Genomic DNA, 20,970 nt, shown 5'->3' with positions numbered 1-20,970 from the left:
CCTCCTGTTATCATAAAAAATCATTTAAGAAAAAGATAAGGTATCTTGATAACGCTTAAGTCAAGCCCTGGGATTAACTAGCCTTTGAATGGGTGACGGCTAGTTGCTCGAGCTGATCAGCAAAGTGCGGGTCGCCGGTGAGCACAAAAACCCCGTTAATGTGCGCATCGGTTAGTGTAAAGTCAGAGGTCTGGGTGGGCCACTGAATGGGATGGGTGGCCGCATAGATCAGCGGATCCACCGGGGGCATGGCTTCAGCCGCACCTTCGGCGATGACCTTATCGATAATCACCTGGATAGCTGCTACGACCGCTACCACCAGAGCGACGATAATGCCGATAATGACCCGGGCAACTACTTTATCGATGAGTTCTCCCACCACGATGCCTACCACGGCTGCGATTAGCCCGGCAAGGGCTTCGGTAATATAAATCCAGGCCGCAGTTTCGCAATAGGTGGTGATTTCAGTTTCTTTGCCGGGCGCGTCAGCATAATCGAGGTACTGCTTGGTGATGGTTTGTCCCGGGTGATCAGGGTCATCGACCGTTACATTGTTTAATACAATAATCTGATGGGTGATCATATTTGAATGAAGCACTTGCAGAGGAATATTTTGAAAAAGCCCTCTCCGTAGGATTTGACGAAGGGTATATCAGAAGTTTTGTTGATGAGCTTGATCCGATGGTCCTGCTATTGAAATTATATATCGAGGGGCATAATGAAGAGGATAGGTTGGCAGCCTATGCCCAAGAACTGCTTAGCCAGACAGAAGACGCTGTCAAGCATTCGACGTTTATAGTCAGCCCAAATACATTTGATAAACTTCTAACTTCCACGGAACTAAAGGTTTTTAATTGTATCCTCAAGGCCTATGATAACACTGAGATTGCGGCAGAATTAGGAATAACGATAAGGACAGTCAAAGCTCACACTGGTAGTATTTATCACAAGCTGGGCGTAAATAATCGTTTACAATGTCTAAAAAAATTTAGGAACATCTGAAATTCTGCCACATCTTGCCTCCCTGAGTAATTGCCTAAAAAAGTATTGATAACTTCCGTTGGAGTGAGACCTGCAAGATCACTAAGGCGTCTGCAACAGAAACACGGGTGTAGGAAAATGCTCTTCCTACACCCGTGTTTCTATGCCTATTTTGCTTTTTCAGCCACATATTCATTGAATTATCAGACTTTTGTCCTTTTTATGTGGTAATATTGACTTAATTCCTATAAAAAAATCGCCGAGGTGCCCCATGACTCAAACTAACTTCAATTTGGATTTCGAAAGCTTTCAGCTCTTGCTTCTGGAGATGGCGCAGCAGCGTTCGGTCGATGAATTGCTGCAATTGGTTACATCATCTCTGGCATCGACCTGTAACGTGGCCCTGGCTAGGGTCTGGATGATCACCCCAGGGGATATTTGCAACACCTGCAATGAGTACGCAGCCTGCCAGGATAGAAGCCGCTGCCTCCACTTGATGGCTAGCCGTGGGCTCTCCATAGACAACACAACCAACTGGAACACAATCGAACACGGTGCCTTTAGGCGCTTCCCCATCGGAGTACGCAAGGTTGGCCGGATTGCATCATCGGGCCAGCCCGGCAACGTCTCAGCCATTTGCGGTAACTCTGACTGGATTGCCGATAGGGCCTGGGTGAAAAAAGAGCATATCGCTAGCTTCGTCGGTCAGCCGTTGATCTTCAAAGGTGAAGTCCTGGGTGTTCTGGCAATGTTTACGCGCATTGCTTTAGATCAGGGAGCGCTCGGGCTGATGCGTATGATCGCTGATCATTTAGCTTATGCGGTTTCCAATGCGCGAGCCTTTGCCGAGATCAAACGTCTCAAAAGGCAAATCGAGAATGAAAACGCTTACCTGCGTGAAGAAGTCAATATCGCCCAGTCCTTCAACGGTATCATCGGCAAAAGCAACGCCCTCCATGAAATTCTACGGCAGATCGTTCTTGTTGCGCCCCTCGACACCAGTGTGCTTATCACCGGGGAATCGGGCACGGGTAAGGAGCTCATCGCCAGGGAGATCCACGCTAGAAGCAAGCGGGTCGGGCATCCGATGATCAAAATTAATTGTGCCGCTATCCCCAAGAATTTGTTCGAGAGCGAATTCTTCGGGCATGTTCGGGGTGCTTTCACCGGAGCGCACAAGGATCGGGAGGGATTTTTTCAGATCGCCGACCGAGGAACGCTATTCTTAGACGAGGTCAGCGAGATCCCCCTCGAACTGCAGGGTAAGCTTCTGCGCGTCCTGCAAGAAGGTGAATACCAGCGCGTAGGCGAGGAAAAAGTCCGAAAAGTCGACGTGCGCATCATTTCCGCTACAAACCGCGATCTCGGGCGAGAGGTCACAGCGGGACGCTTCCGTGAAGATCTTTACTACCGCGTTAATGTCTTCCCTTTCCTTCTGCCTCCACTTCGTGACCGCAAGGAAGACATATCGCTTTTGGTCAACCACTTTTTGGCTCTTACCTCTCGAAGAATCAACCGCCCAAAGCCTCCCCTCACCCCATCGGATATTGAGTCCCTGACCCAATACGACTGGCCCGGCAATATCCGTGAACTCCAAAACGTCATTGAGCGGGCGGTCATTACGTCTCATTTGGGGAAGCTGGACTCCGGTATTTCCTCTATAACCCACTTGGGAGTCAGCCCCACTGCCCCCAGCGTCCACACCAAGGGTCATATCGACAAGCGCAGTATCCTAACTGATGCCGAAATACGTCAATTGGAGAGAGAAAATATGATTAAGGCGCTTAGGGTCTGTAACGGTAAGATCTACGGGCCGAGAAGCGCAAGCGAGAAACTTGGGATTAAGCCGACCACTCTGATTTCGCGCTTGAAAAAGATGGGGATCACTCTTGACGATTGGCAGGGCCGCAATTAGTCTCGCCCGCGCCCAAGCAAATCGGTTTTTGACATTCCCAGGCACCATCTCGTCTAAGTGAAGTGATTTAGGCGCTCCCTCGCTTACAACTAAAACACAATGACAGCAATGAAATTTCGTTGACAGCAACGGACTATCGTTGCTGTCATTGTGTTTTTCTTTTCAAGAAACTTCGTGTCCACCTCTCATTGTTGATTATTTTCACAATAAATGACTCTGGCATATCAATTGCATTGTTGTAAACACAAGGGGGGATCATGATGCCGCTGATAAAAGTAGTGGCATAGCAATTGCACAGGGCACCTGTTTAAATTGCTACCTTTAATTAAGAGAGGAGTAACGCTATGGGAGACAAGAAACATTCACAAACGCATGGTGCTGACCAACACCATCACGATCACGATGACCACCACGCTGACCACCATCATCATCACTACGATAACGATTTCACCGATTATATGGCCGCAGTTACGGAATATCGCAGGTCCTTCGCCAGCAAAGTTGACGTTATGTCCCAGGCTCCTGATCCCGCAGTGAGGGAAATGGTTGCCTATATGGATAGTAAGGGCATTGAAAACTGTTTTGACCGTTTCGACAAACAGAAACCCCACTGCGCTTTTGGATTAGCCGGTGTCTGTTGCAAAAACTGCTCGCTCGGTCCTTGCAAGATAACTGAGAAGTCTCCACGGGGTACCTGCGGAGCGACTGCGGATCTCATCGTAGCGCGTAACATGGCCCGCGCGGCAGCTGGAGGTGTGGCAGCGCATGGGGCGCGCGCCCGTGAAGTCATGCTAACTCTGAAAAAGGCTGCCTCTGGAGAGATCGATCTCCCTATCTTGGGTAAAAACAAAGTGCTTGGCGTTGCCAATATTTACGGCCTTGAGACCGAAGGTAAAACCGTTGAAGCTTTGGCCGGTGAAATTGCGGATATTTTGCTCGAAGATATGAGCCGTACGGTGCCTGGCACGCACCGAACCCTCACTGCAGTAGCCCCGCCCGAAAGGCAGAAGGTCTGGAACGATCTCGGGATAACTCCGATCAGCTCGTATCACGAGGTTTTTGAGACCTTGCACGCGACCACGGTTGCAACCCAAGGAGACTGGCGTAAAGCGATGGATCAGTTTATGCGCTTAGGTATCACCTTTTCCATGAACAGCGTGGTGGGCGGTTCCATTGCCAGCGACTGTCTCTTTGGCATTCCCACGCGAAGCACCATCAAGGCGAACGTTGGTGCGCTGAAAAAAGACTTTGTTAATATAGCCATTCATGGTCATGCTCCCATGCTGGCCACGGAAGTCATCAAAACGGCCCGAACCGATAAATTCGTCACAATGGCCAAGGAGGCTGGAGCCCAGGGTATCCAGTTTTACGGAATCTGTTGTTCCGGCCTGTCAACCATGTACCGCCTTGGCGGAGTCATTCCGCTCTCCAACGCTAACGGCGCTGAGCTGGTAGTGGGCACAGGCGCGCTGGATCTTTGGCTGGCTGACATCCAAGAAGTTTTTCCGGGTATCATGGACGTCGCGAACTGCTTTAAAACAGTGGTTGTCACCACGAACGAATCCAACCGCCTGCCGGGGGCGGAACATATCGGCTACAAGCGAGATCTCTCCGATCTGAATCGACTTCCGGAATTAGCCGACAAAATTGTAACACGCGCGATCGAAAGCTTCAAAAACCGCCTGGACGTGAAGAGGCATATCCCTCCCTACGAAGTGCAAGCAGAAGTGGGATTTGGTCTTGAGTACCTCAGCGAATACTATGGTGGAAGCGTCAAACCCATCGCCGACGCTCTTAAGGAGGGCAAGATTCTCGGCATCATCAACTTGGCTGGATGCACAAATACCCGCATCGTGTTTGAGAAGGCCATAGTGGATGTTGCAGACATCTTGCTGAAGAATAACATCCTTATCTTTGCCAACGGTTGTGCCTCCTTTCCAATGGCCAAGCTTGGTTACTGCTCGGTCAAGGGACAGGATAAATGCGGCAATAGTTTGCAGGAATTTCTCGGTTCGGATATGCCCCCGGTCTGGCATTTCGGCGAATGCATCGATAACGCCCATGCCGTGGGCACGTTCGCTACCATAGCTGGCCTGCTCGGCCATCCGATCAAAGATTTGCCCTTTGCTGAAGTGACGCCCGAATGGTCCAACGAGAAGGGCGTAGGCGCCGCCCTTGCTTTCCGTATGCTGGGGTTCGATTCCTACCATTGTGTCCATGCTCCGGTGCAAGGTTCTAAAAAGGTGATGGATTTCCTTTACGGAGGCACAAGAGAACTGCTCGGTTCCTGCATGAACGTTGACCCGGACCCAGAAAAACTTGCCCAGATGATCATCTCAGACTTTAAGGCTGCAAGAAAGAAGCTTGCTTGGGACGTTTAGCCCTCTCATTTCAAAGCCCAGGGAAGCCGTTGCTCAGGACATGTCGGTCGAAACACGCTAACTTGCCTCATACAGGCGGCAAGAGTCATTAACCCAGGTGGGCACAGTGCTTTGTCGTGCCCACCACGAACTTGCAGTCGAGCCAAAGCTTTGCATGGAGGGGAGGGTGCATAAGTGCCTAAGAAATTGAATTCGGTGCAGATAAGAGTTAGGTCCATTTGCCGAAGAGAATTTGAGAGGGACGTTTACCGACCGGGAGTCATTTCGTTGTCGCGCATCGTCTGGGGCTCGCTTGGCGGCAGCATATTGCTTGCCATCATCGGTATTCTGTCCAAAGTCGCAGGGATAGCAGTGCTCTTTCCGCCTCTGGCCGCAACCTGTTTTATCAATTCCAGTTGCGTGTACTTGCGTGTGGCTCGGCCTAAACCGGTCATTGTCGGACATTTTGTCTCATCCTTCGGCGGGCTGGCGGGAGTTTGGACCGGAGAATTGTTGGCAGGGGGAACTGACTTTGTTATTCCGGTTAAACTCAGTCTAACGATGCTTTACGCTGCATTGCTGATGCAGGTTTTTGACGCCGATCATCCTCCGGCGGCAGCCACCGCTGTCTTTCCAGCTATTTTACCGTTGCCCATGCCCGCGCAGCTTTTTCCCCTATACATGGCTTGGGGAGCAACCATCACCGTACTTTTCACCCTCGTCTGGAACCGGGTTTGGTTCGAATTTCCGGCTAAAGATGACGACCATTGCGTTAAATATGCAGGGCTGTATATGGAAAAACCGCAGGTATGGGGCACGGCTTTATGCATGGTTAGCATGGTCTTGATGAGTTGCAAGCAAGTTGCGTCGTCGCTCTATTCGATCGGGCTTTGGGGCATGACACTGGGCGTCTTGCTTCTAGGGATGCACCATATTGTGGTTGCCCTGGTAACTTCGAAAACTGAGAATCACTAGAGGATCGGTCCTTCTAGGCGCGCGACTTTTAACATCTTCGGGTGTGGCATTATGAACCATGTTCCGATAAATAGCGAGAAGCAATAATGGACATCTCCGAGATGGTGGAATGCTTGTTGAGTTGGTTAAAGGTTGAGGTTGTCTTCACTATTGTTAATTGGACCACAACATTTCTTATATTTTTTTCCGCTGCCGCAAGTGCATAATTCGTTTCTTCCTACTTTAAAGTTCTTGTTTATTTTATCATTGGGTGAATTAGTAGAGGGAGTTAGATGCTTATATAACTGTGCAACTATAGTTTCGGCTGTTATTGGTCCCTGTTGGCCTTCTAAAGTTAATGTTATTATTATGGTAATGATAAAAAGAATAATTTGAATGAGTTGATAGATATTTTGACGGGTTTCAGGCAATAGATCGGCTATAGAAGTTAATTCGGGAACTTCTTGTTTAATCTGTTGCCTAATCTCATTAATACCAGATTCTTTATCCTGGTAAGTACGCAAAATTAGTGATAATTTGTTAAGTTCATCGATCGTTTTATTTGGGCCAGTTAAAAGTTCAATTGTGTGACCGATAAAATTGTAAATACCTGATGGAACTTGACCGAATTCTCCACAAAGTGGACAACTACCGCTAATATCATTGATTTTATCCGTTAAATTCTCCACAACGTTACCTGAAGGGAAGATTGTTCCACAAGAATTACAGAATATTGGTAGATTGATCATTTTGGCACACCTCTTCAAAAAATGATTTAAAAGAATGGTAGGATAATTTTGGTGACCTTGCAAAAACGAAGGACAGCCGGATAAAAACATGCATACATATGCATACATGAAGTGTTTTTCACTTTCTTTTTCAACAATTATACTATTAGTATAGGACAAATACACCATTACTCTGACAAAATTTCGAATCTTCATTATTATCGATGTCATCCCCAGCGAGAAATACTCAATGCTTCGCGAACAACATCGAGAAAATAACGGTCATTGTATCGGAGCATAAATATGGAACCTGTCCTCTATGGGGCTGCCAATTGACCAGAGAATGCCAAGGACGTATAAGTCCATCAATTTTTCATGGCTTTCGATAAATATTTAAACCGATTTTTATATCCTCTTTGTCTGGTATTGACACATTTCCTTCAGTCGAACTAATAATAATACTTTTTCCCGAAGCAGATTTCCCAAATTCCTTTGAAATATCAACTGTTATAGTCAATATATTGCCAGCTAATTTCATTTCACAATTCTTCATGTGATATCCCTCCCCATTCAACCAAATTCATTTCTCGCTTTGCTCGCAACTTCTTATCAATAAAACTTAGATTTTCACTAATATAGCACTGAGCCAGTATTCGCCGTCTTTACCGGCCCTACAATCTTTTGTTTTATATAACTCTAAAATCCTTAATTCCGGCAATGTCTCGATCATTCTCGAAAAGGCATTTTCATCATAGCAATTGAAACTTCGGCCATCCTTCTTGTAAACCATGTTACCATACTTGAAAGACATATAAAATACGCCGTCTTTGCAAAGCATATCCACAAGTCTCTGGAGAACGCCTCTTATTGCTTCTCTACCAATATGTAAAAGGGAAGCACAAGCCCAAATACCATTAAACTTATCTTCGAACATAACATCCTCAAATCGAGCATGATGAACGGATAATCCAGTTAATTGAGAGCTTAGATTGACCATAGCATCGGAGGCATCAAATGCGTCCACTTTGTAGCCTTTAGTGTGAAAATAAAGGCTGTCCCGACCCGAACCACAACCAGCATCAAGAATGCGACTGCCTAGTATTAGGTGCTTTTCAAATCGCTTGTAGTGTTCGCTCATATCCGCATTGACGGTATTATTGTAAAAGTCATGAGCATTTTTGTTATAATAATCAATCACTGAGTTTACCATTTTCTTATACTTCTTATGAATGATTTATAGAAAGCATCCGTTTCCGGATTGTATCTCCATTTCCCTTCACTTATTGACAATCCCCATATTAACGACTTACTAAATTTGGCAAGCTCTTTTGGAGGGATGGATGTCTTTTCTTGGGTTTTCATTTATCAATCACTCCTTGTTTCTTAGTAGCTGTCGTTCAGTCCCCTTACTTTAGTTCGCTGTGATTAACCTTGTATTGATAAAGACTAAATTCATATACAAAGACACAAACGAAAGCCCATAAACCAGTGACAGTTAAAGCGGTGACCATAGTGCTAGGGGCGTGAATCCGAAGATAAACAGGGCTAATTGCCAATAGAAACATCAGAACAGCCTCGCAGATTATTATCAATATTTGACGAAACCTTGTTTGGTTTCGCCCAATTAAATATCCTAAGAAAACATAAAAAGAAAGGGCCGCTACTAAAAATCCTGAACTTGGGGCTTGAAGGGGTATAAGATTTGTAAAAATGTCAACACTTTCGCCACGAAAGAGAAACCTGAATAAATAGTCAATAACTGCGCCTCCTCCCCATGCCATTGCCAGAGGCAGCACATGCGTCCAGAGTTTAGTCCTGATCCTTACAAGAAACACTGCTAATGAGAACCAAAGCATCAATATCATATGAATTCCGAGACTATTAACCCCTCGCATCACATTAATAACCAAAGGCCATGAAGTTGCTTCCAACAAAGATACCACGAAGTTATCAAACTCCCCAACTTCATGGAAAACAAGATCCTGAATCAAACCCATCAATATGATAAAAAGTGTCGTAAAGGACAAAACTCCAACCAGCACAATGAAACGTTGTTTACCTAGGGACTGGTAATGGCTTAGTAGAATTGACAGTTTGTTTTGTAGCCATGAAATTACACAATCATGATTCTTATAGAAAAAGAAGAAAATCAGAATGAACGCTACGGTAGTTATCCCCAAAATACGAGAATAACGATGAATGATTGGCATTAGCGTTTCCCATTGACTACCTAGGAGTCTGCCAAGCGTTATAAACAGGGTCGTCCATAAAATAGCTCCCAGATAGGCAAAGAATGCAAAGTTGCGGTAACTCATTCTACTCATACCTGCAACATATCCAGAGATATGACGCATACCAGGTATAAAGTAACCAACGGTTAGGAGTTTCCTTCCATGACGCTGATACCAGCTTAATACTTTTTCTATCTTTGAGCTTCCAGCATGTTTTTTGAGAAGCACTAAGACTTTACGTTGAAAGAACGATCCTAACAAATACTCAATGGTGACTGCGGTACAACAACCCAAAGCTGCAAATAAAATTGCTAACACAGGGTTTAACTGACCTGAATAAGTTAGAAAACCAACAAACGTCATAAGTAATTCATCAGGAATCGGAAGCCCTAAAATAGAAATACAAACAATTAGATATAATCCAGCGTAGCCGTATTGCGTAATATAGTGGAAAAGAAGCTGAGATGTCATGATGACTCCTTTCACCCAGAGGTAACGTCAAGTTTAAGACGCTTTCGACGTTTATAATGTCTCCAACCCATAGTTAATGCTAGCCCTAGGCCAGTTAGCCCCATAACAATGAGAAATACTAAACCTATGAGTGGAAGGCTAACCAAGGCGACAAATAATGTGGATTGAGCTAAACACCTGGTAATAGCAGGGTACTCCAATATCCTTGATGACAATACCTTGGTTCCAATAAATTGCATAACAGGAATCAGCCCAAGAACCGCTAAAACGATACCCAAGATGATAAGGAGAGCTGCCAACGGAATACCAAACACCGTCAGGGTAAGCAAAACTGCCAAAGATACGAGTAACATTAAAAACGCTGTGCCTATCCCAAATAAACGAAGAAAAGCTGCAGAAAGTAAGTTTTCAGATGAGCTTAAACGGTTTCTCATGCAGTAACCCAATCCAGTAAGGAAAACGATACCTAAAAGACTAACCACTACTCTTAGAGCCCAGATTCCCAAGAGAATGACTCCCCCAAGCAAGGATTCATTAAGTAGCTTTTCCGAAAAGTTGACCTCAAAGACTCCCGTCTTGGGATTTTTTAAGGCTGAATTGTAAACATGTCCACCAAGGTCAATGACCAAATCCACTTGGGCTGTTGGTTCCAAATACACATTGCCGTTAATCACAAGAACAGCATCGGTCACATTTCCGGCAATTCGTGCGTCCGTCCCAACGCTAAGAACCGTTTCAACAGAATGACCGTTGAGGACTGTAATGGGATACCCCCCCACCTGCGTTATTATCTCATCGGCTAAAGTATGCTTAGGTAAAAAGAACAGTAATACTGTGATTATAATTATTCCTAGGCCATATCTACGCCTGAATTTCATAAAGACACCTCTTTAAAACGGCTACCCCGAAATAATACTCGCATTGTATAAATACCCATAATACTTAAAAAGAAAAATGTAACCCCAATTCCCCAACTGGTTGCCGTTGGCAACTGCATCAATAGAACCGTTTTTACCCGCCAAAAAGCATAACCGGTTGTGTAGAACAAATGAACGATTCTAAGAATGAATGGTGACAAAAGAAGAAGCGGACTCCCCATCAGAACTAGAGTAATGATCGTAAAAACTCTCTGCTTGCTGATTCTTGCCTGTTCTCGCTTGATGGAGATAAGAATACGTTGTTCTAAGTCAATCGGTATAGGAGTGATCTCAAGTGATTGCTGAACCCTTTCTTGAAGCATCTGAAACTCCCTCGCCATGTTCTGGCAATTCTGACAGGAAAGTAGATGAACCCTAATTTCTTCATACTCAGTCTCACCCAATTCTCCGTCAATGTATTCTGAAATCCGTTCCAAAGATTCTTGACATTCCAACGTTACCACTCCTTTATAGTTCTCCTGGAGAGAGGGTTTTTCTTAATTGAAGCCTAGCGGTGTGAATTCTTGACTTTACTGTCCCAACTGGAACCCCCAAAATATTGGCGATTTCTTCATAACTATACCCTTCCCATTCTCGGAGCACTAGTGTTTCCCGATACTCAATATTGAGATTTTTTAAGGCTCCCAAAATGTCTAGGTGCTGATCCCAGTGTAGGGAAGTATCGTGGAACCCCAAATCAAGTTCTAGGAATGGGGTAGGTGTCGGCTCCTGTTTTTTTATGTGGTCTAAACAACTATGAGTGATTATTTTCTTAAGCCAGGAATTAAAGGCATGTAGATCATTCAGCTGCGATATGGAACGGTGAATCTTTAGGAAAATCTCTTGGGATACATCTTCCGCCTCAACTGGGTCGTGTAGAAAGGCAAACGCTGTGCGATAAACGTAAGGTGTATAAGACTTTACGAATATCTCAAATGATTCTTTATCCCCAGCACGAACTTTAGCAATTAATTCATGGTTAAACTCTGCCACAACATGATACTTTCCTCTCGTAAAATAAAATAGCGGTACAAGGGTTTCCTATTACCAATTTCAAGCACCTCATAGCCTATCTTAAACCCCTTCCACAGCTCAATTACCGTCTAGCTTTAAATTACTGTCTGTAACCACACAATATCACGTTTTCCTCAATGCCCAAAACACTTTGACCTTCTTTGCTTCTTGATACCTTGTTTTAGCGGGAGCGACGTCGCCACAACCAATAAGTCAAAGCCAAAAATGCGACTCCTATTATCAAACGATCAAACGATGAAATAATGGTTTAAGCGAATTCCAGTTCTTCTAATTTTGCCCCAATAAGATCAAGATAAAACACCACGGCAAAGCACCCAAAACTGTATAGGTTGCCATTCTTATAGGAAAGGTTCCTTAGAGTTGCGACGAGCGTAGCGGATACGAGATTAAAATGTCCCAGATAAACCATGATTTAGGGCCTTAACATAAAAGACGAAACAAGAGGTTAAAAAGTTCGCGAACTTTTTAACCTCTTGTTTCGTCTTTTAGAATGTAAGGAGGTATAAAACATGAACTCGTTTGATCTATTCGGTTACCATTTACTCAATCAGTTTGCAGGACATCTCCATAGTTTTGACATCATCATGTCATTTTTCGCTCAATATGCCTTGGAACTCTATGCATTGTTATTTGTAATTGCTTGGTTCACTTTACCTAAAGCAGATACAGATTACCGTCATGCCCTACTCGTCATGGGGTTATCTGGTATTCTGGCGCTAGTGTTCAATCTCATTATTTCCAACATTTGGTTTAGGCCACGTCCTTTTGTTACCCTTCCCAAAGGCACATTTACACAGCTTATCCCTCATTCGGTAGATGCCTCATTTCCCAGTGACCATGCTTCGGGCAGTTTCGGCTTTGCCGCAGGGTCTTGGAATAAAGCACCTTTTTGGGTGAGAGGTAGTTTTACACTTCTAGCTATTCTAGTGGCAATTGCCCGTGTTTACACAGGTGTGCATTGGCCGACAGATGTGCTCGCAAGTGTTATAATAGGTGTTGTAAGCGCTAAAATCGCATGGCTAGTTAACCCGATATTTAGACCCTTTTCTAATCTAGCGGATAGAATATTCTGTTATGGGAAATACGCTAAAGGGAATTCAAATTAAGCATCAAATAACGCTCTCATGCACGAGAATCTGTTGATGTGACCGACATAACGGATAATAGGAACCAGTTCAAATCAATATAAGATTTGGAGTATTTATCATGGAAAATAAGAACCTATCAACAATAATTAGTGAAAATGGTACGATAGAAAAAAAGATTTTGGGACTTGAACGGAACATTTTCTTTGTTGGAATTACTAGTTTTTTAACAGATACTACAACGAAAATGATTTATGCAATCATGCCGTTGTTTTTAATGACCTTAGGAGCAACAAAGACTGAACTTTCATTAATAGAGGGAATCGCAGAAAGCACTGCCTCCGTTCTTAAAGCTTTTTCTGGCTGGTGGAGTGACAAAATCGGAAAGAATAAGCCTTTTATGATCATAGGCTATGCATTGACAGCGATACTATCACCATTTTTCTCGATGGTTACTTCCCCACTGCAAGTTCTTTTTGTTCGATTTACTGAAAGGGTTGGTAAAGGGATTAGAACTGCCCCGCGAGATAGTTTGATCGCTGGTTCTGCTGTTGATAACACGAAGGGGAAGAGTTTTGGCTTTCATAAAGCTATGGATAATAGTGGAGCAATACTTGGCCCCCTTTTGGCTTTTGGAATCTTGTCATTTTTTCCAGGTAACTACCGTAAGGTATTCCTATTTGCCGCAATACCGGGTTTATTAGGATTGATTTCAATTATCTATTTTGTGAAAGAAGCAAGTAAAGATAAGCTGGAACGCTTAGGTAGGATTACTTTAAAGGATTTTTCACCGAAATATTATGCTTTTCTTGGGATCATATTTATATTTACCCTTGGCAATTCGACAGATGCTTTGCTACTTATTAAAGCTAGTGATATTGGAGTCCAGGATGCTTTTATTCCAATTATGTATCTAATCTTTAACTCCGTTTCAGTGATCTTTTCTATTCCTGCGGGTATATTATCGGACAAAATAGGCCGGGAAAGACTAATAATATTTGGGTATTTACTCTATTCGTTCATATATTTTAGTTTTGGAAAAACACACAGTCAAACTGTACTTGTTATGCTCTTTGCTTTATATGGTCTTTATAGTGCGGCAACCGATGGCATTCAGAAGGCCTTGGTTTCTGATCTGATTGATAAGAAAAAAAGAGGCACAGGCCTTGGACTGTATAATTGTCTAGCAGGAATAACATTACTACCTGCTAGCGTTATTGCAGGTCTGCTTTATGATCATGTCAATAATAGTGCACCGTTTTACTATGGGGCAATTATGGCTTTCATTGCTGCTATGTTAATGCTGATATTCTATCGGAAAGGTAACAATATTGTCCAATAGAACTATGAATCGAATATCTGTTATTCTTTCAGATTTCTATTAAAGTTAAAACTGACTCGCTTTCAAGCAAGAAAAATCAATGTACTCCCCTTCATCCTTTGAAACGGCATCTTGTGGTCTTATGTATTACGCATAGTTAAGCCTTTGGCAATCACCGATTGCACTACTGTAGCACATCAGGTACCGGCAGGATTCTTTGTTATACATTTACATCCAGTGTTAGCTCCTGTATGGCTTTTAATATCATTTAAAGTAGAGCAACATTTTAGCTCAGCGACATGGTAAAGAATTTCTTCTTTCGTAACATTTGCACAATAACAAATAGGAATAGGGGAAGAAATATTATCTTTAAACCAAATCTTGTTTATTAATTGCTCTTGGCTAATTACCTTTCCGTCTTCGGTATAATAACCAACCTCGCATTCTGGGGTTCGACATAGAAAAAACTGCTCATCATGTACTGAAATATTATTTTTCACCTGATGCTCTACTGTAATTTTCGTTACCTTTTGACCCGGATCTCCACATATAGGGCAAGGATTATCTGCTTTTGTATTTACGCTAAGTTCTAACAATATTCATCCCCCCACAGTCACTAACGACATCGACACCTTAAAAACCAGCGAAATCTAACCCTAGGTCACTTAAGTCCTCATTTCGTTTAAGTTCATATTCTATTTCAAATTCGAAGCGATATATTCCTGATCCGCAACGGGTTCCATCCATTCAACTATGCCCTTTTGAGGATTCGTGCTAATGCAAGATGCGTAAGCCAGCTTTCACGTAAATTATTTATTTATTCATTCATATTTTTCTAATCCTTCTTTCTTTTTAGCTCTTTTTCTTTTTCAACAACTACATTTTCATAGACTGAAATCTTATAATTTAGGCGTTTCAGTGTTTTCTGCATGTTCCCCATTCTTGCTACTAACTGTTTACGCTGCTAATTTAAGAGTTCTTTTCTAGCCTCTATGGTTTCATCACCCTGTTGAAACAGCCCAACATACTCAATCAATGCTTCAATCGGAAGACCTGCATTTCGCATACATTTGATAAATTCGACCCACTTACAGTCTTCTTCCGTATAATCTCTGATTCCGCCTTTATTGCGGTTCACACTCGGAAGCAGTCCGATGCGTTCATAATAGCGGAGTGTATCCTGCGAAAGTTCGAACTTTTTACTAACTTCTGTAATTGTCATACGCGATTTTACCTCCTGACATTCGATATACTAACAGTTAGAGTTGGCTCCAAGTCAAGTGCTTTTTTTGCAACTAGGTGGCCACCTTAACGCTGTTATTCCTACCTGCTGCAACACTACAGAAAAAAGCGGTTAAAGCTATGATGCTTTATAAATAGTTTTGCATATGAATTTCAAAATGCTCGTTTTGAAATTGAAAATTACATTCCTTATTATAAGAAAGGGAGATGAACCACCAAAAGTAAAAGCGACAAAACGATAATATTAAGATTATCAAATCCAAAGTCATTATTTAACTTTTGTTTAATTGAAAATGCAACTATCTGCAACTATCGTGTATCGGTAGTTAGAGAAATCTTAATTTGCCGTTTTTGTTGAATTTATATGATTTGTAATCTCTTGATTGATCAATTCCGGATGCCACCAATGAATGGCATGCGTTGAATCTTTTACAATAATTTGTTTACTTTCAGAAGACCAATTTTTTAATCTTGCTTGATTTTCACTCTCTGATTTATAACTGTTGTATTCCCCAGATGTAAATATTACAAGAGGAATATTATTGATATAACCATTTTCCTCCACTTTTAAAGCGTTTGCCTCTTTATTCTTGGCTTCATTATCTTGGTCTCTATCAAAACAATTTTTGAGAAACATAGCTTCATCAATTTTCATAAAATAATATCTTAGCTTTCCTGGAACTAAGGCCAAGTTATTTCTCGCAGATGCCAGTGGCGTTGAATAATAAAAATTTGGCACGACAGTAAATAAGAGTCTTGATATTCCGCTTTTATTTAGCAGGATAAGTGAATTATGGTAAACTGAAGCTTCTATTTTGGCTAATAATGACGGTTTTACCATATGTGTATACATGTCAGGGTTTGAGCCATCCAGTAAAACGACCCCGTTAACTTCATTTTGATACAATTGAGCAAATCTTAACACTTCAAGTGAGCCTATCGAATGTCCGACAAGGATATAAGGAGGCTTTTCTCCTGATTTTATCAATAATTCATGTAATTCTTTTGTTATAGTATCAATATCTCTTGGAGTATTAGAGGCATCACTCCATCCATATCCCGGTCTATCATAAACAACTACTCTTGTATGTTTTGCAATCTCACTATAGAGTGGATAGAAATCTATATAGGGACTCGGTATTGCCCACCCAGAAGCAAATACGACTGTTGGACTGTCGTGTCCTTCTGCGAAAATATGCATATTATGTCCATCGATATTGATTAATTGACCTGGTGCTTTAAACTCTCTGCTGTCAAGATGTTCTCCGAGTTGTTCGTAAATTATTCCTAATATTATTAATATTACTAAAATCCCAAAGATGTATTTTACCCTCCGGTGGATTATTCTCTTATTTCCTATTTTATTTACTTTTACTGGTAGTTTCATTCGGATATCCTCCTTAAAGATATTAAATAATTACTTCGGTAACTACTATCGAATTTAACCTAATATCAGAGGTATACACTTTTCATTATAGGTTGGTTTATCCCCTGTCTACATTTGAATACCTCATTCCTGAATATATTTAGAATTAATCCAATAGCCATTAATTGAATGATAAATTGGGTTCCCCCGTAGCTTAGAAACGGAAAACCCAAACCGTCAATTGGAGCCAACCCCATTGTCATTTTACATGTACAAGCTATCCCAGAAGATAATTAAATACATGCTGTCACAATGTAAATTAAACTATCTAACGGTTCCCGCGATGGATTCCATGTAATCACGTAAAAATTCAACGCCGTTTCGGATTTCTTCCGGCTCCAGATGCCCGTATCCGATGATAAGCTTGCTCTGAAGCCTTCCTTTTTCGATACAATGGATTTCCGCAGGGGTTATATAGATACCGTTTTGCAGGCAGCGTTTACGGAACGTCTCATCAAAACACCCTCCCGGAAAATCTATTGCAATGTGTAGTCCGGCGTCATCGCCGTAGGCCATCCATGCACTGCCAAAGGCATCTTTCAGCGATTCCATCAGAACCTGCCGCCGCTGCCCATAAATCCTGCGCATTTTTTGGACATGCCTGTCCAGTTTGCGCGTTCGTAGAAATTCAGCAAGTGCCGCCTGCTCAAAGGGTGGGTTTTGCACATCGGTATGGGTGCGTATTTCGCCCCATTGCCTATGCAGTTGTTCGGGCAGAATGACATAACCAATTCGGAGTGCCGGAAACAGCGATTTGCTGAAGGTTCCAACGTAAATAACATGCTGTGGATCCATCGCATACAGCGGGGCGATGGGTTCTCCGCAATACCGGAACTCGCTGTCGTAGTCGTCTTCCAAAATGTACAGACCGTTTTCTCTGGCAAAACGAATCAGCGCTGCGCGCCGGGCGGCGGGCAGGATTCCGCCCAAGGGGAATTGGTGTGACGGCGTAACATAAATTGCGCAGGCATCCCTACCGTCGGGTAGGTATTGCATCTGCATTCCCTGAGAATCCACGGGGACGGGAACAATCGGGCATCCTTTATATAAGAACGTCTGAAGCATGCCGCTGTGGCAGGGGTCTTCCATCAGAACTTTTTTGCCGTTTCCGCATAGCAGGTCGCACAGCAGATGCAGAGCATGGGTTGCGCCCGCTGTGATAAAGATATCGTCTGAGTTCACCGTAAGGCCGCGGCTTCTGAAAAGCCAGGCGGTTATTTCCGAGCGCAATGCGGGAAGACCTTGCGGACCAGTATATCCGTACATCTCAATCGGCATTTCCACAGAAGCTTTATGAAGCAACTGTTGCCATAAAAAATGCGGAAATTGCCGCAAATCTGGTCTTCCAGTCCGAAAGTCCGCTTTTAACGTCTGCTTGATCAAACGATTCTCGCGAGGCACAAAAGGATCAGATTTGTCCATATATAAGCCCGCCGCAACCCGCGTGGCGGCCCCTTGACGGTTTATGACAAAGCCTTCTGCAATCAGCATTTCATAAGCCTCTCCGACGGTGTTTCGGGATACGTTTAGTGCCTTGGACAACTCCCGCGTGGATGGCAGAGCGTCGTTTGATTTCAGCTGTCCGTTCATGATTCGCGTTTTCAGTTCCTGATAAATCTGTCGTTTTAACGGCTGTTCACTTTTCCGGTTTAATTCGATTCCCCACATACTGCCTCCAACTGGTCTAATATAATCCGCGTTGAACTGGCACTTCACCTATACCAGTCTGCTTGGTAAAATTATACCATTCATCCAAGACAAAGCAAGGCATTATGAAGGGAAGATTGAAGTTGAAGAAATGGAAAGGGCCGGTTTATTTATTTTTTGCATTTTCGCTGGCGGGAACAAGCGTTATATCCGCAAGATTTGTTTCCGAAAAGCTCGGAACATTTACAATTGCATCCGCAAGCCTTTTCTTTGCGCTTCTTTTTTTGTTGCCTGTCTGCGGAAAAGAGCTGATGGAGAACCTGCGCAAGATATCCGCAAAAGACTATGTCCTAATTTTGTTTCAGGCCATATTTGGTATTTTTTTGTTTCGCATGTTTCTGCTGTACGGCCTGTATTTTACCAGTTCCGTGGAAGCAGGTGTTTTGACAGGAGCGACGCCCGCAGTGACGGCGCTTCTGGCGATGGCATTATTGAAGGAACCGGTAAACGGAAAAAAGCTCGTGGGGATCATCGGCACGGTGGGTGGCATTCTGATGATACAGGGGCTGTTGAGTGCCGGAAACGGTTTTTCTTTGAAGCATTTTGGTGGGAATATGCTGGTGCTCTGCGCGGCGGCAAGCGAATCCACTTTCAATATTTTCTCGCGTATTTTAGTCGTCAAGACCGCATCCAGTCAAAAGGGACCGATCAATCCGCTGGATCAGACTGCGCTAGTATCGACAATCGCATTCATTCTCTGCCTGATCCCGGCGTTTTTTGAAGATCCCGTTCAGAGACTTTGCGAAATTGGGCTTCTGGAATGGCTGGCGCTTTTGTGGTATGGCTTATTTGTGACGGCGCTGGCTTTTGTTTTCTGGTACGCTGGAATCAAGCGCTGCAGAGCCTTTACCGCCGCAGCTTTCTCGGGTATGATGCCTTTTACATCCCTGCTTTTGTCGGTAATCATATTGGGTGAACACGCCGGAAGGCAGCAATGGTTGGGTGGAATTCTTGTCATATTCGGCATGGTTTTGATCGGAACCGGCGACATTTCTATCAGAATGACAAAAGCGCAGGAATTGAAAAATGGAGAGGAGATGGCGAAATGATGTCTATGATACAGAACGAATTAGGAGTTAACGCAACGGATTGCTCTCTGGGTATCCTGATTATGGAGGGTGTACAAAATACGGCCTGCGGCAACAGACTGGCTGCAATAAAACACGATCTTGAACATTCGCTCAGAGAAAAATACGGTCATGCAACACGGGGTGAGTTGAAGGCGCTGCATCCCATAGATACTTATGTTTTATACTATAAAAAGTTCGGCCACACCTATCATGTGCTGCCGCAGTTGGAGTCGGTCATCAAGGGGAAAGCGATTCAGGATGGTTTGCCTTTGGTCGAAGCGATGTTCTTGGCGGAGCTTAAAAATATGCTCCTGACAGCCGGACACGACTTTGATCAAATAAAGTCCCCTCTGAGATTCATTGTTTCGACCGGACAGGAAAGCTATGCTTCTCTAAATGGCAGGGATGTAACAACTATAGACGGCGACATCATGATTTCAGATCAGCTGGGTATTATCTCCAGCATCCTTCGAGGCCCCGATCTGCGAACTGCCATAACGGAGCAAACAAGCCGTGTGATTTATACGGTATATGCGCCGTCAGGGGTGGAGGAACAGGTGATATATCAGCACTTAAACGATATTGAGTCTTATGTTCTAGAATGTTCCGTGAAAGCGGTTACCTGCTTTAAGCATGTCTTTCAGGAATGAGATTTGTTCTGACGATAAAATATTAAAAAAGGCAATAACAAACCTTGAAAACAAGTTTGTTGTTGCCTCTCTGTGTAAAAAGCCCTATTTTTTTTAAGTTTCTTTTGAAATCAATTTATTGTCATTATGTGATCTTAATAGATATCTTTAATATGGTCGTGAAGTTCAGCTGAAACTGGAAGCATATTCGTGTTCATAGCATTTTGACATTGGCTTACCTTTACAGTGGCGGGCCCGCCCGGGACTTACACCCGGTTCCCTATTCTCCCTTTGACAGGGCACCTAAAACAAACCATTCTTAATAATTAAATTATATTCATAAATGGATTGTGTCAAGGATATCAATCCTCGATAGGACTGCCTATGGACCAGAGGATGTTAGATAACAGTTGTTTTTTATGTATAAAAACATTAATTTTTGGAGGTTACCCAAATGAAACTTCACTCTTATAGGTCGTATCTTAAAACAATAATTTACTTTGAGTTTTTTACTCTCCATAACGGGTAGCATTCGCCCTAAGCAGTGAAAAGCTTGACTATGTTGCGTTCGGACTGTCTATTAATATTCTAAAATTTTAAAATACTTCCTTCAAAAAAACATAAAACTAAAATCGCAATTACCGTAATTATAAGTAATATAAACTGAATGAAACCTACATGAATTGTAATTGTATCATTATAACTAGAATAGTTTTCATTTTGCATCCTGTTTGTAGTGGTTTTAATAGAATTTGAATTTGCCAAATATTTATTTGCATAATAAATTTCATATTGATCTTCAATTTCTTCATCCGGGGAGTGTCTTGTTGGAAAGATTAAAATTTTAGCTGCCATTTAAACAACCTCATTCAACTTAAACTTTTGTATTTATCAAGTA

Annotated in this window: 20 protein-coding genes, 2 pseudogenes and 1 riboswitch; of the genes and pseudogenes, 8 read left to right on the top strand and 14 right to left on the bottom strand. The window is 42.9% G+C overall.

All coding sequences use genetic code 11. The features are described 5' to 3' along the window. Window positions 1-73: 73 nt before the first annotated feature. Entirely contained in the window at window positions 74-598 is a 525-nt protein-coding gene (locus tag DSBG_RS11025; protein ID WP_141694295.1) for a TULIP family P47-like protein, read from the bottom strand. On the opposite strand from DSBG_RS11025, the gene DSBG_RS11020 reads away from it, so the two are divergent. The 4 genes from DSBG_RS11020 to DSBG_RS11005 all read left to right on the top strand — a co-directional run bounded on the left by DSBG_RS11020 (window position 586) and on the right by DSBG_RS11005 (window position 6,231). After that, window positions 586-1,002: a helix-turn-helix domain-containing protein gene (locus tag DSBG_RS11020; protein ID WP_068964379.1), complete on the top strand. Its 417-nt coding sequence runs from the start codon at window positions 586-588 to the stop codon at window positions 1,000-1,002. The genes DSBG_RS11025 and DSBG_RS11020 overlap by 13 nt on opposite strands. Before the next feature lie 250 nt (window positions 1,003-1,252). After that, window positions 1,253-2,896 carry a sigma-54-dependent Fis family transcriptional regulator gene (locus DSBG_RS11015; RefSeq protein WP_068964378.1) on the top strand — a complete coding sequence of 548 codons (1,644 nt, stop codon included), beginning with the start codon at window positions 1,253-1,255 and terminating at the stop codon, window positions 2,894-2,896. Window positions 2,897-3,240: 344 nt separating this feature from the next. After that, complete coding sequence (locus DSBG_RS11010) at window positions 3,241-5,277, top strand: anaerobic carbon-monoxide dehydrogenase catalytic subunit (RefSeq protein ID WP_068964377.1); 2,037 nt, start codon at window positions 3,241-3,243, stop codon at window positions 5,275-5,277. 267 nt (window positions 5,278-5,544) lie between these two features. Continuing rightward, a complete protein-coding gene (locus DSBG_RS11005) occupies window positions 5,545-6,231 on the top strand; it encodes an HPP family protein (RefSeq protein WP_242877556.1) in 687 nt (228 codons plus the stop codon). A 125-nt stretch (window positions 6,232-6,356) separates the two neighbouring features. Here DSBG_RS11005 and DSBG_RS24320 read toward each other — a convergent pair whose 3' ends face one another. The 7 genes from DSBG_RS24320 to DSBG_RS10970 all read right to left on the bottom strand — a co-directional run bounded on the left by DSBG_RS24320 (window position 6,357) and on the right by DSBG_RS10970 (window position 11,550). Next, a complete protein-coding gene (locus DSBG_RS24320; RefSeq protein WP_068964375.1) occupies window positions 6,357-6,959 on the bottom strand; it encodes an SEC-C metal-binding domain-containing protein in 603 nt (200 codons plus the stop codon). Window positions 6,960-7,311: 352 nt separating this feature from the next. Beyond that, entirely contained in the window at window positions 7,312-7,491 is a 180-nt protein-coding gene (locus DSBG_RS10995; RefSeq protein WP_068964374.1) for a hypothetical protein, read from the bottom strand. A gap of 66 nt (window positions 7,492-7,557) precedes the next feature. Next, the gene (locus tag DSBG_RS10990) at window positions 7,558-8,148 is read right to left on the bottom strand and encodes a class I SAM-dependent methyltransferase (RefSeq protein WP_068964373.1); all 591 of its coding nucleotides are present in this window, start codon (window positions 8,146-8,148) and stop codon (window positions 7,558-7,560) included. Window positions 8,149-8,344: 196 nt separating this feature from the next. Continuing rightward, window positions 8,345-9,640 carry a DedA family protein gene (locus DSBG_RS10985; RefSeq protein ID WP_068964372.1) on the bottom strand — a complete coding sequence of 432 codons (1,296 nt, stop codon included), beginning with the start codon at window positions 9,638-9,640 and terminating at the stop codon, window positions 8,345-8,347. Window positions 9,641-9,651: 11 nt separating this feature from the next. After that, window positions 9,652-10,518, bottom strand: a complete 867-nt coding sequence (locus tag DSBG_RS10980; protein ID WP_068964371.1) for a hypothetical protein — start codon at window positions 10,516-10,518, stop codon at window positions 9,652-9,654. Further along, window positions 10,515-11,012: an anti-sigma factor family protein gene (locus tag DSBG_RS10975; protein WP_068964370.1), complete on the bottom strand. Its 498-nt coding sequence runs from the start codon at window positions 11,010-11,012 to the stop codon at window positions 10,515-10,517. The genes DSBG_RS10980 and DSBG_RS10975 overlap by 4 nt, the downstream gene beginning before the upstream one ends. 13 nt (window positions 11,013-11,025) lie before the next feature. Further along, on the bottom strand, window positions 11,026-11,550 hold the full coding sequence (locus DSBG_RS10970; protein ID WP_068964369.1) for an RNA polymerase sigma factor: 525 nt from the start codon (window positions 11,548-11,550) through the stop codon (window positions 11,026-11,028). 551 nt (window positions 11,551-12,101) lie between these two features. Here DSBG_RS10970 and DSBG_RS10965 point away from each other — a divergent pair. Next, window positions 12,102-12,698, top strand: a complete 597-nt coding sequence (locus tag DSBG_RS10965; protein WP_068964368.1) for a phosphatase PAP2 family protein — start codon at window positions 12,102-12,104, stop codon at window positions 12,696-12,698. Window positions 12,699-12,798: 100 nt separating this feature from the next. Continuing rightward, window positions 12,799-14,019, top strand: a complete 1,221-nt coding sequence (locus DSBG_RS10960; protein WP_242877554.1) for an MFS transporter — start codon at window positions 12,799-12,801, stop codon at window positions 14,017-14,019. Window positions 14,020-14,198: 179 nt separating this feature from the next. On the opposite strand, the pseudogene DSBG_RS10955 reads toward DSBG_RS10960, so the two are convergent. The 5 genes and pseudogenes from DSBG_RS10955 to pdxR form a co-directional block, all read right to left on the bottom strand. Then, window positions 14,199-14,594 (bottom strand): annotated as a pseudogene (locus DSBG_RS10955) ((2Fe-2S)-binding protein); the annotation flags it as partial. A 239-nt stretch (window positions 14,595-14,833) separates the two neighbouring features. Then, window positions 14,834-15,220, bottom strand: a pseudogene (locus DSBG_RS10950) (MerR family transcriptional regulator). Window positions 15,221-15,577: 357 nt separating this feature from the next. Further along, complete coding sequence (locus DSBG_RS10945; protein WP_242877553.1) at window positions 15,578-16,627, bottom strand: alpha/beta hydrolase; 1,050 nt, start codon at window positions 16,625-16,627, stop codon at window positions 15,578-15,580. A 65-nt stretch (window positions 16,628-16,692) separates the two neighbouring features. Further along, window positions 16,693-16,863 carry an FtsW/RodA/SpoVE family cell cycle protein gene (locus DSBG_RS24315; RefSeq protein WP_491005734.1) on the bottom strand — a complete coding sequence of 57 codons (171 nt, stop codon included), beginning with the start codon at window positions 16,861-16,863 and terminating at the stop codon, window positions 16,693-16,695. 67 nt (window positions 16,864-16,930) lie between these two features. Then, on the bottom strand, window positions 16,931-18,334 hold the full coding sequence (pdxR, locus tag DSBG_RS10940; protein ID WP_068964366.1) for a MocR-like pyridoxine biosynthesis transcription factor PdxR: 1,404 nt from the start codon (window positions 18,332-18,334) through the stop codon (window positions 16,931-16,933). 122 nt (window positions 18,335-18,456) lie between these two features. Between pdxR and DSBG_RS10935 the strand changes: the two genes are divergently transcribed. Together DSBG_RS10935 and DSBG_RS10930 are read left to right on the top strand one after the other, a co-directional pair. Beyond that, complete coding sequence (locus DSBG_RS10935; RefSeq protein ID WP_068964365.1) at window positions 18,457-19,422, top strand: DMT family transporter; 966 nt, start codon at window positions 18,457-18,459, stop codon at window positions 19,420-19,422. Beyond that, the gene (locus DSBG_RS10930) at window positions 19,419-20,093 is read left to right on the top strand and encodes a hypothetical protein (protein WP_083236820.1); all 675 of its coding nucleotides are present in this window, start codon (window positions 19,419-19,421) and stop codon (window positions 20,091-20,093) included. Before DSBG_RS10935 ends, DSBG_RS10930 begins: the two co-directional genes overlap by 4 nt. A gap of 119 nt (window positions 20,094-20,212) precedes the next feature. Next, window positions 20,213-20,394, bottom strand: a riboswitch (cobalamin riboswitch). 266 nt (window positions 20,395-20,660) lie between these two features. On the opposite strand, the gene DSBG_RS10925 is transcribed toward DSBG_RS10930, so the two are convergent. After that, window positions 20,661-20,927 (bottom strand): hypothetical protein, encoded by a 267-nt coding sequence (locus DSBG_RS10925; RefSeq protein WP_068964364.1) that lies wholly within the window; start codon window positions 20,925-20,927, stop codon window positions 20,661-20,663. Between the last annotated feature and the right edge of the window lie 43 nt (window positions 20,928-20,970).

This window comes from Desulfosporosinus cupriresistens (assembly GCF_001707885.1).
In the GTDB taxonomy this organism is placed as follows: Bacteria; Bacillota; Desulfitobacteriia; order Desulfitobacteriales; family Desulfitobacteriaceae; genus Desulfosporosinus.
Note: the sequence above shows the minus strand (reverse complement) of the source record. Positions and strands in the feature narration are given on the sequence as shown.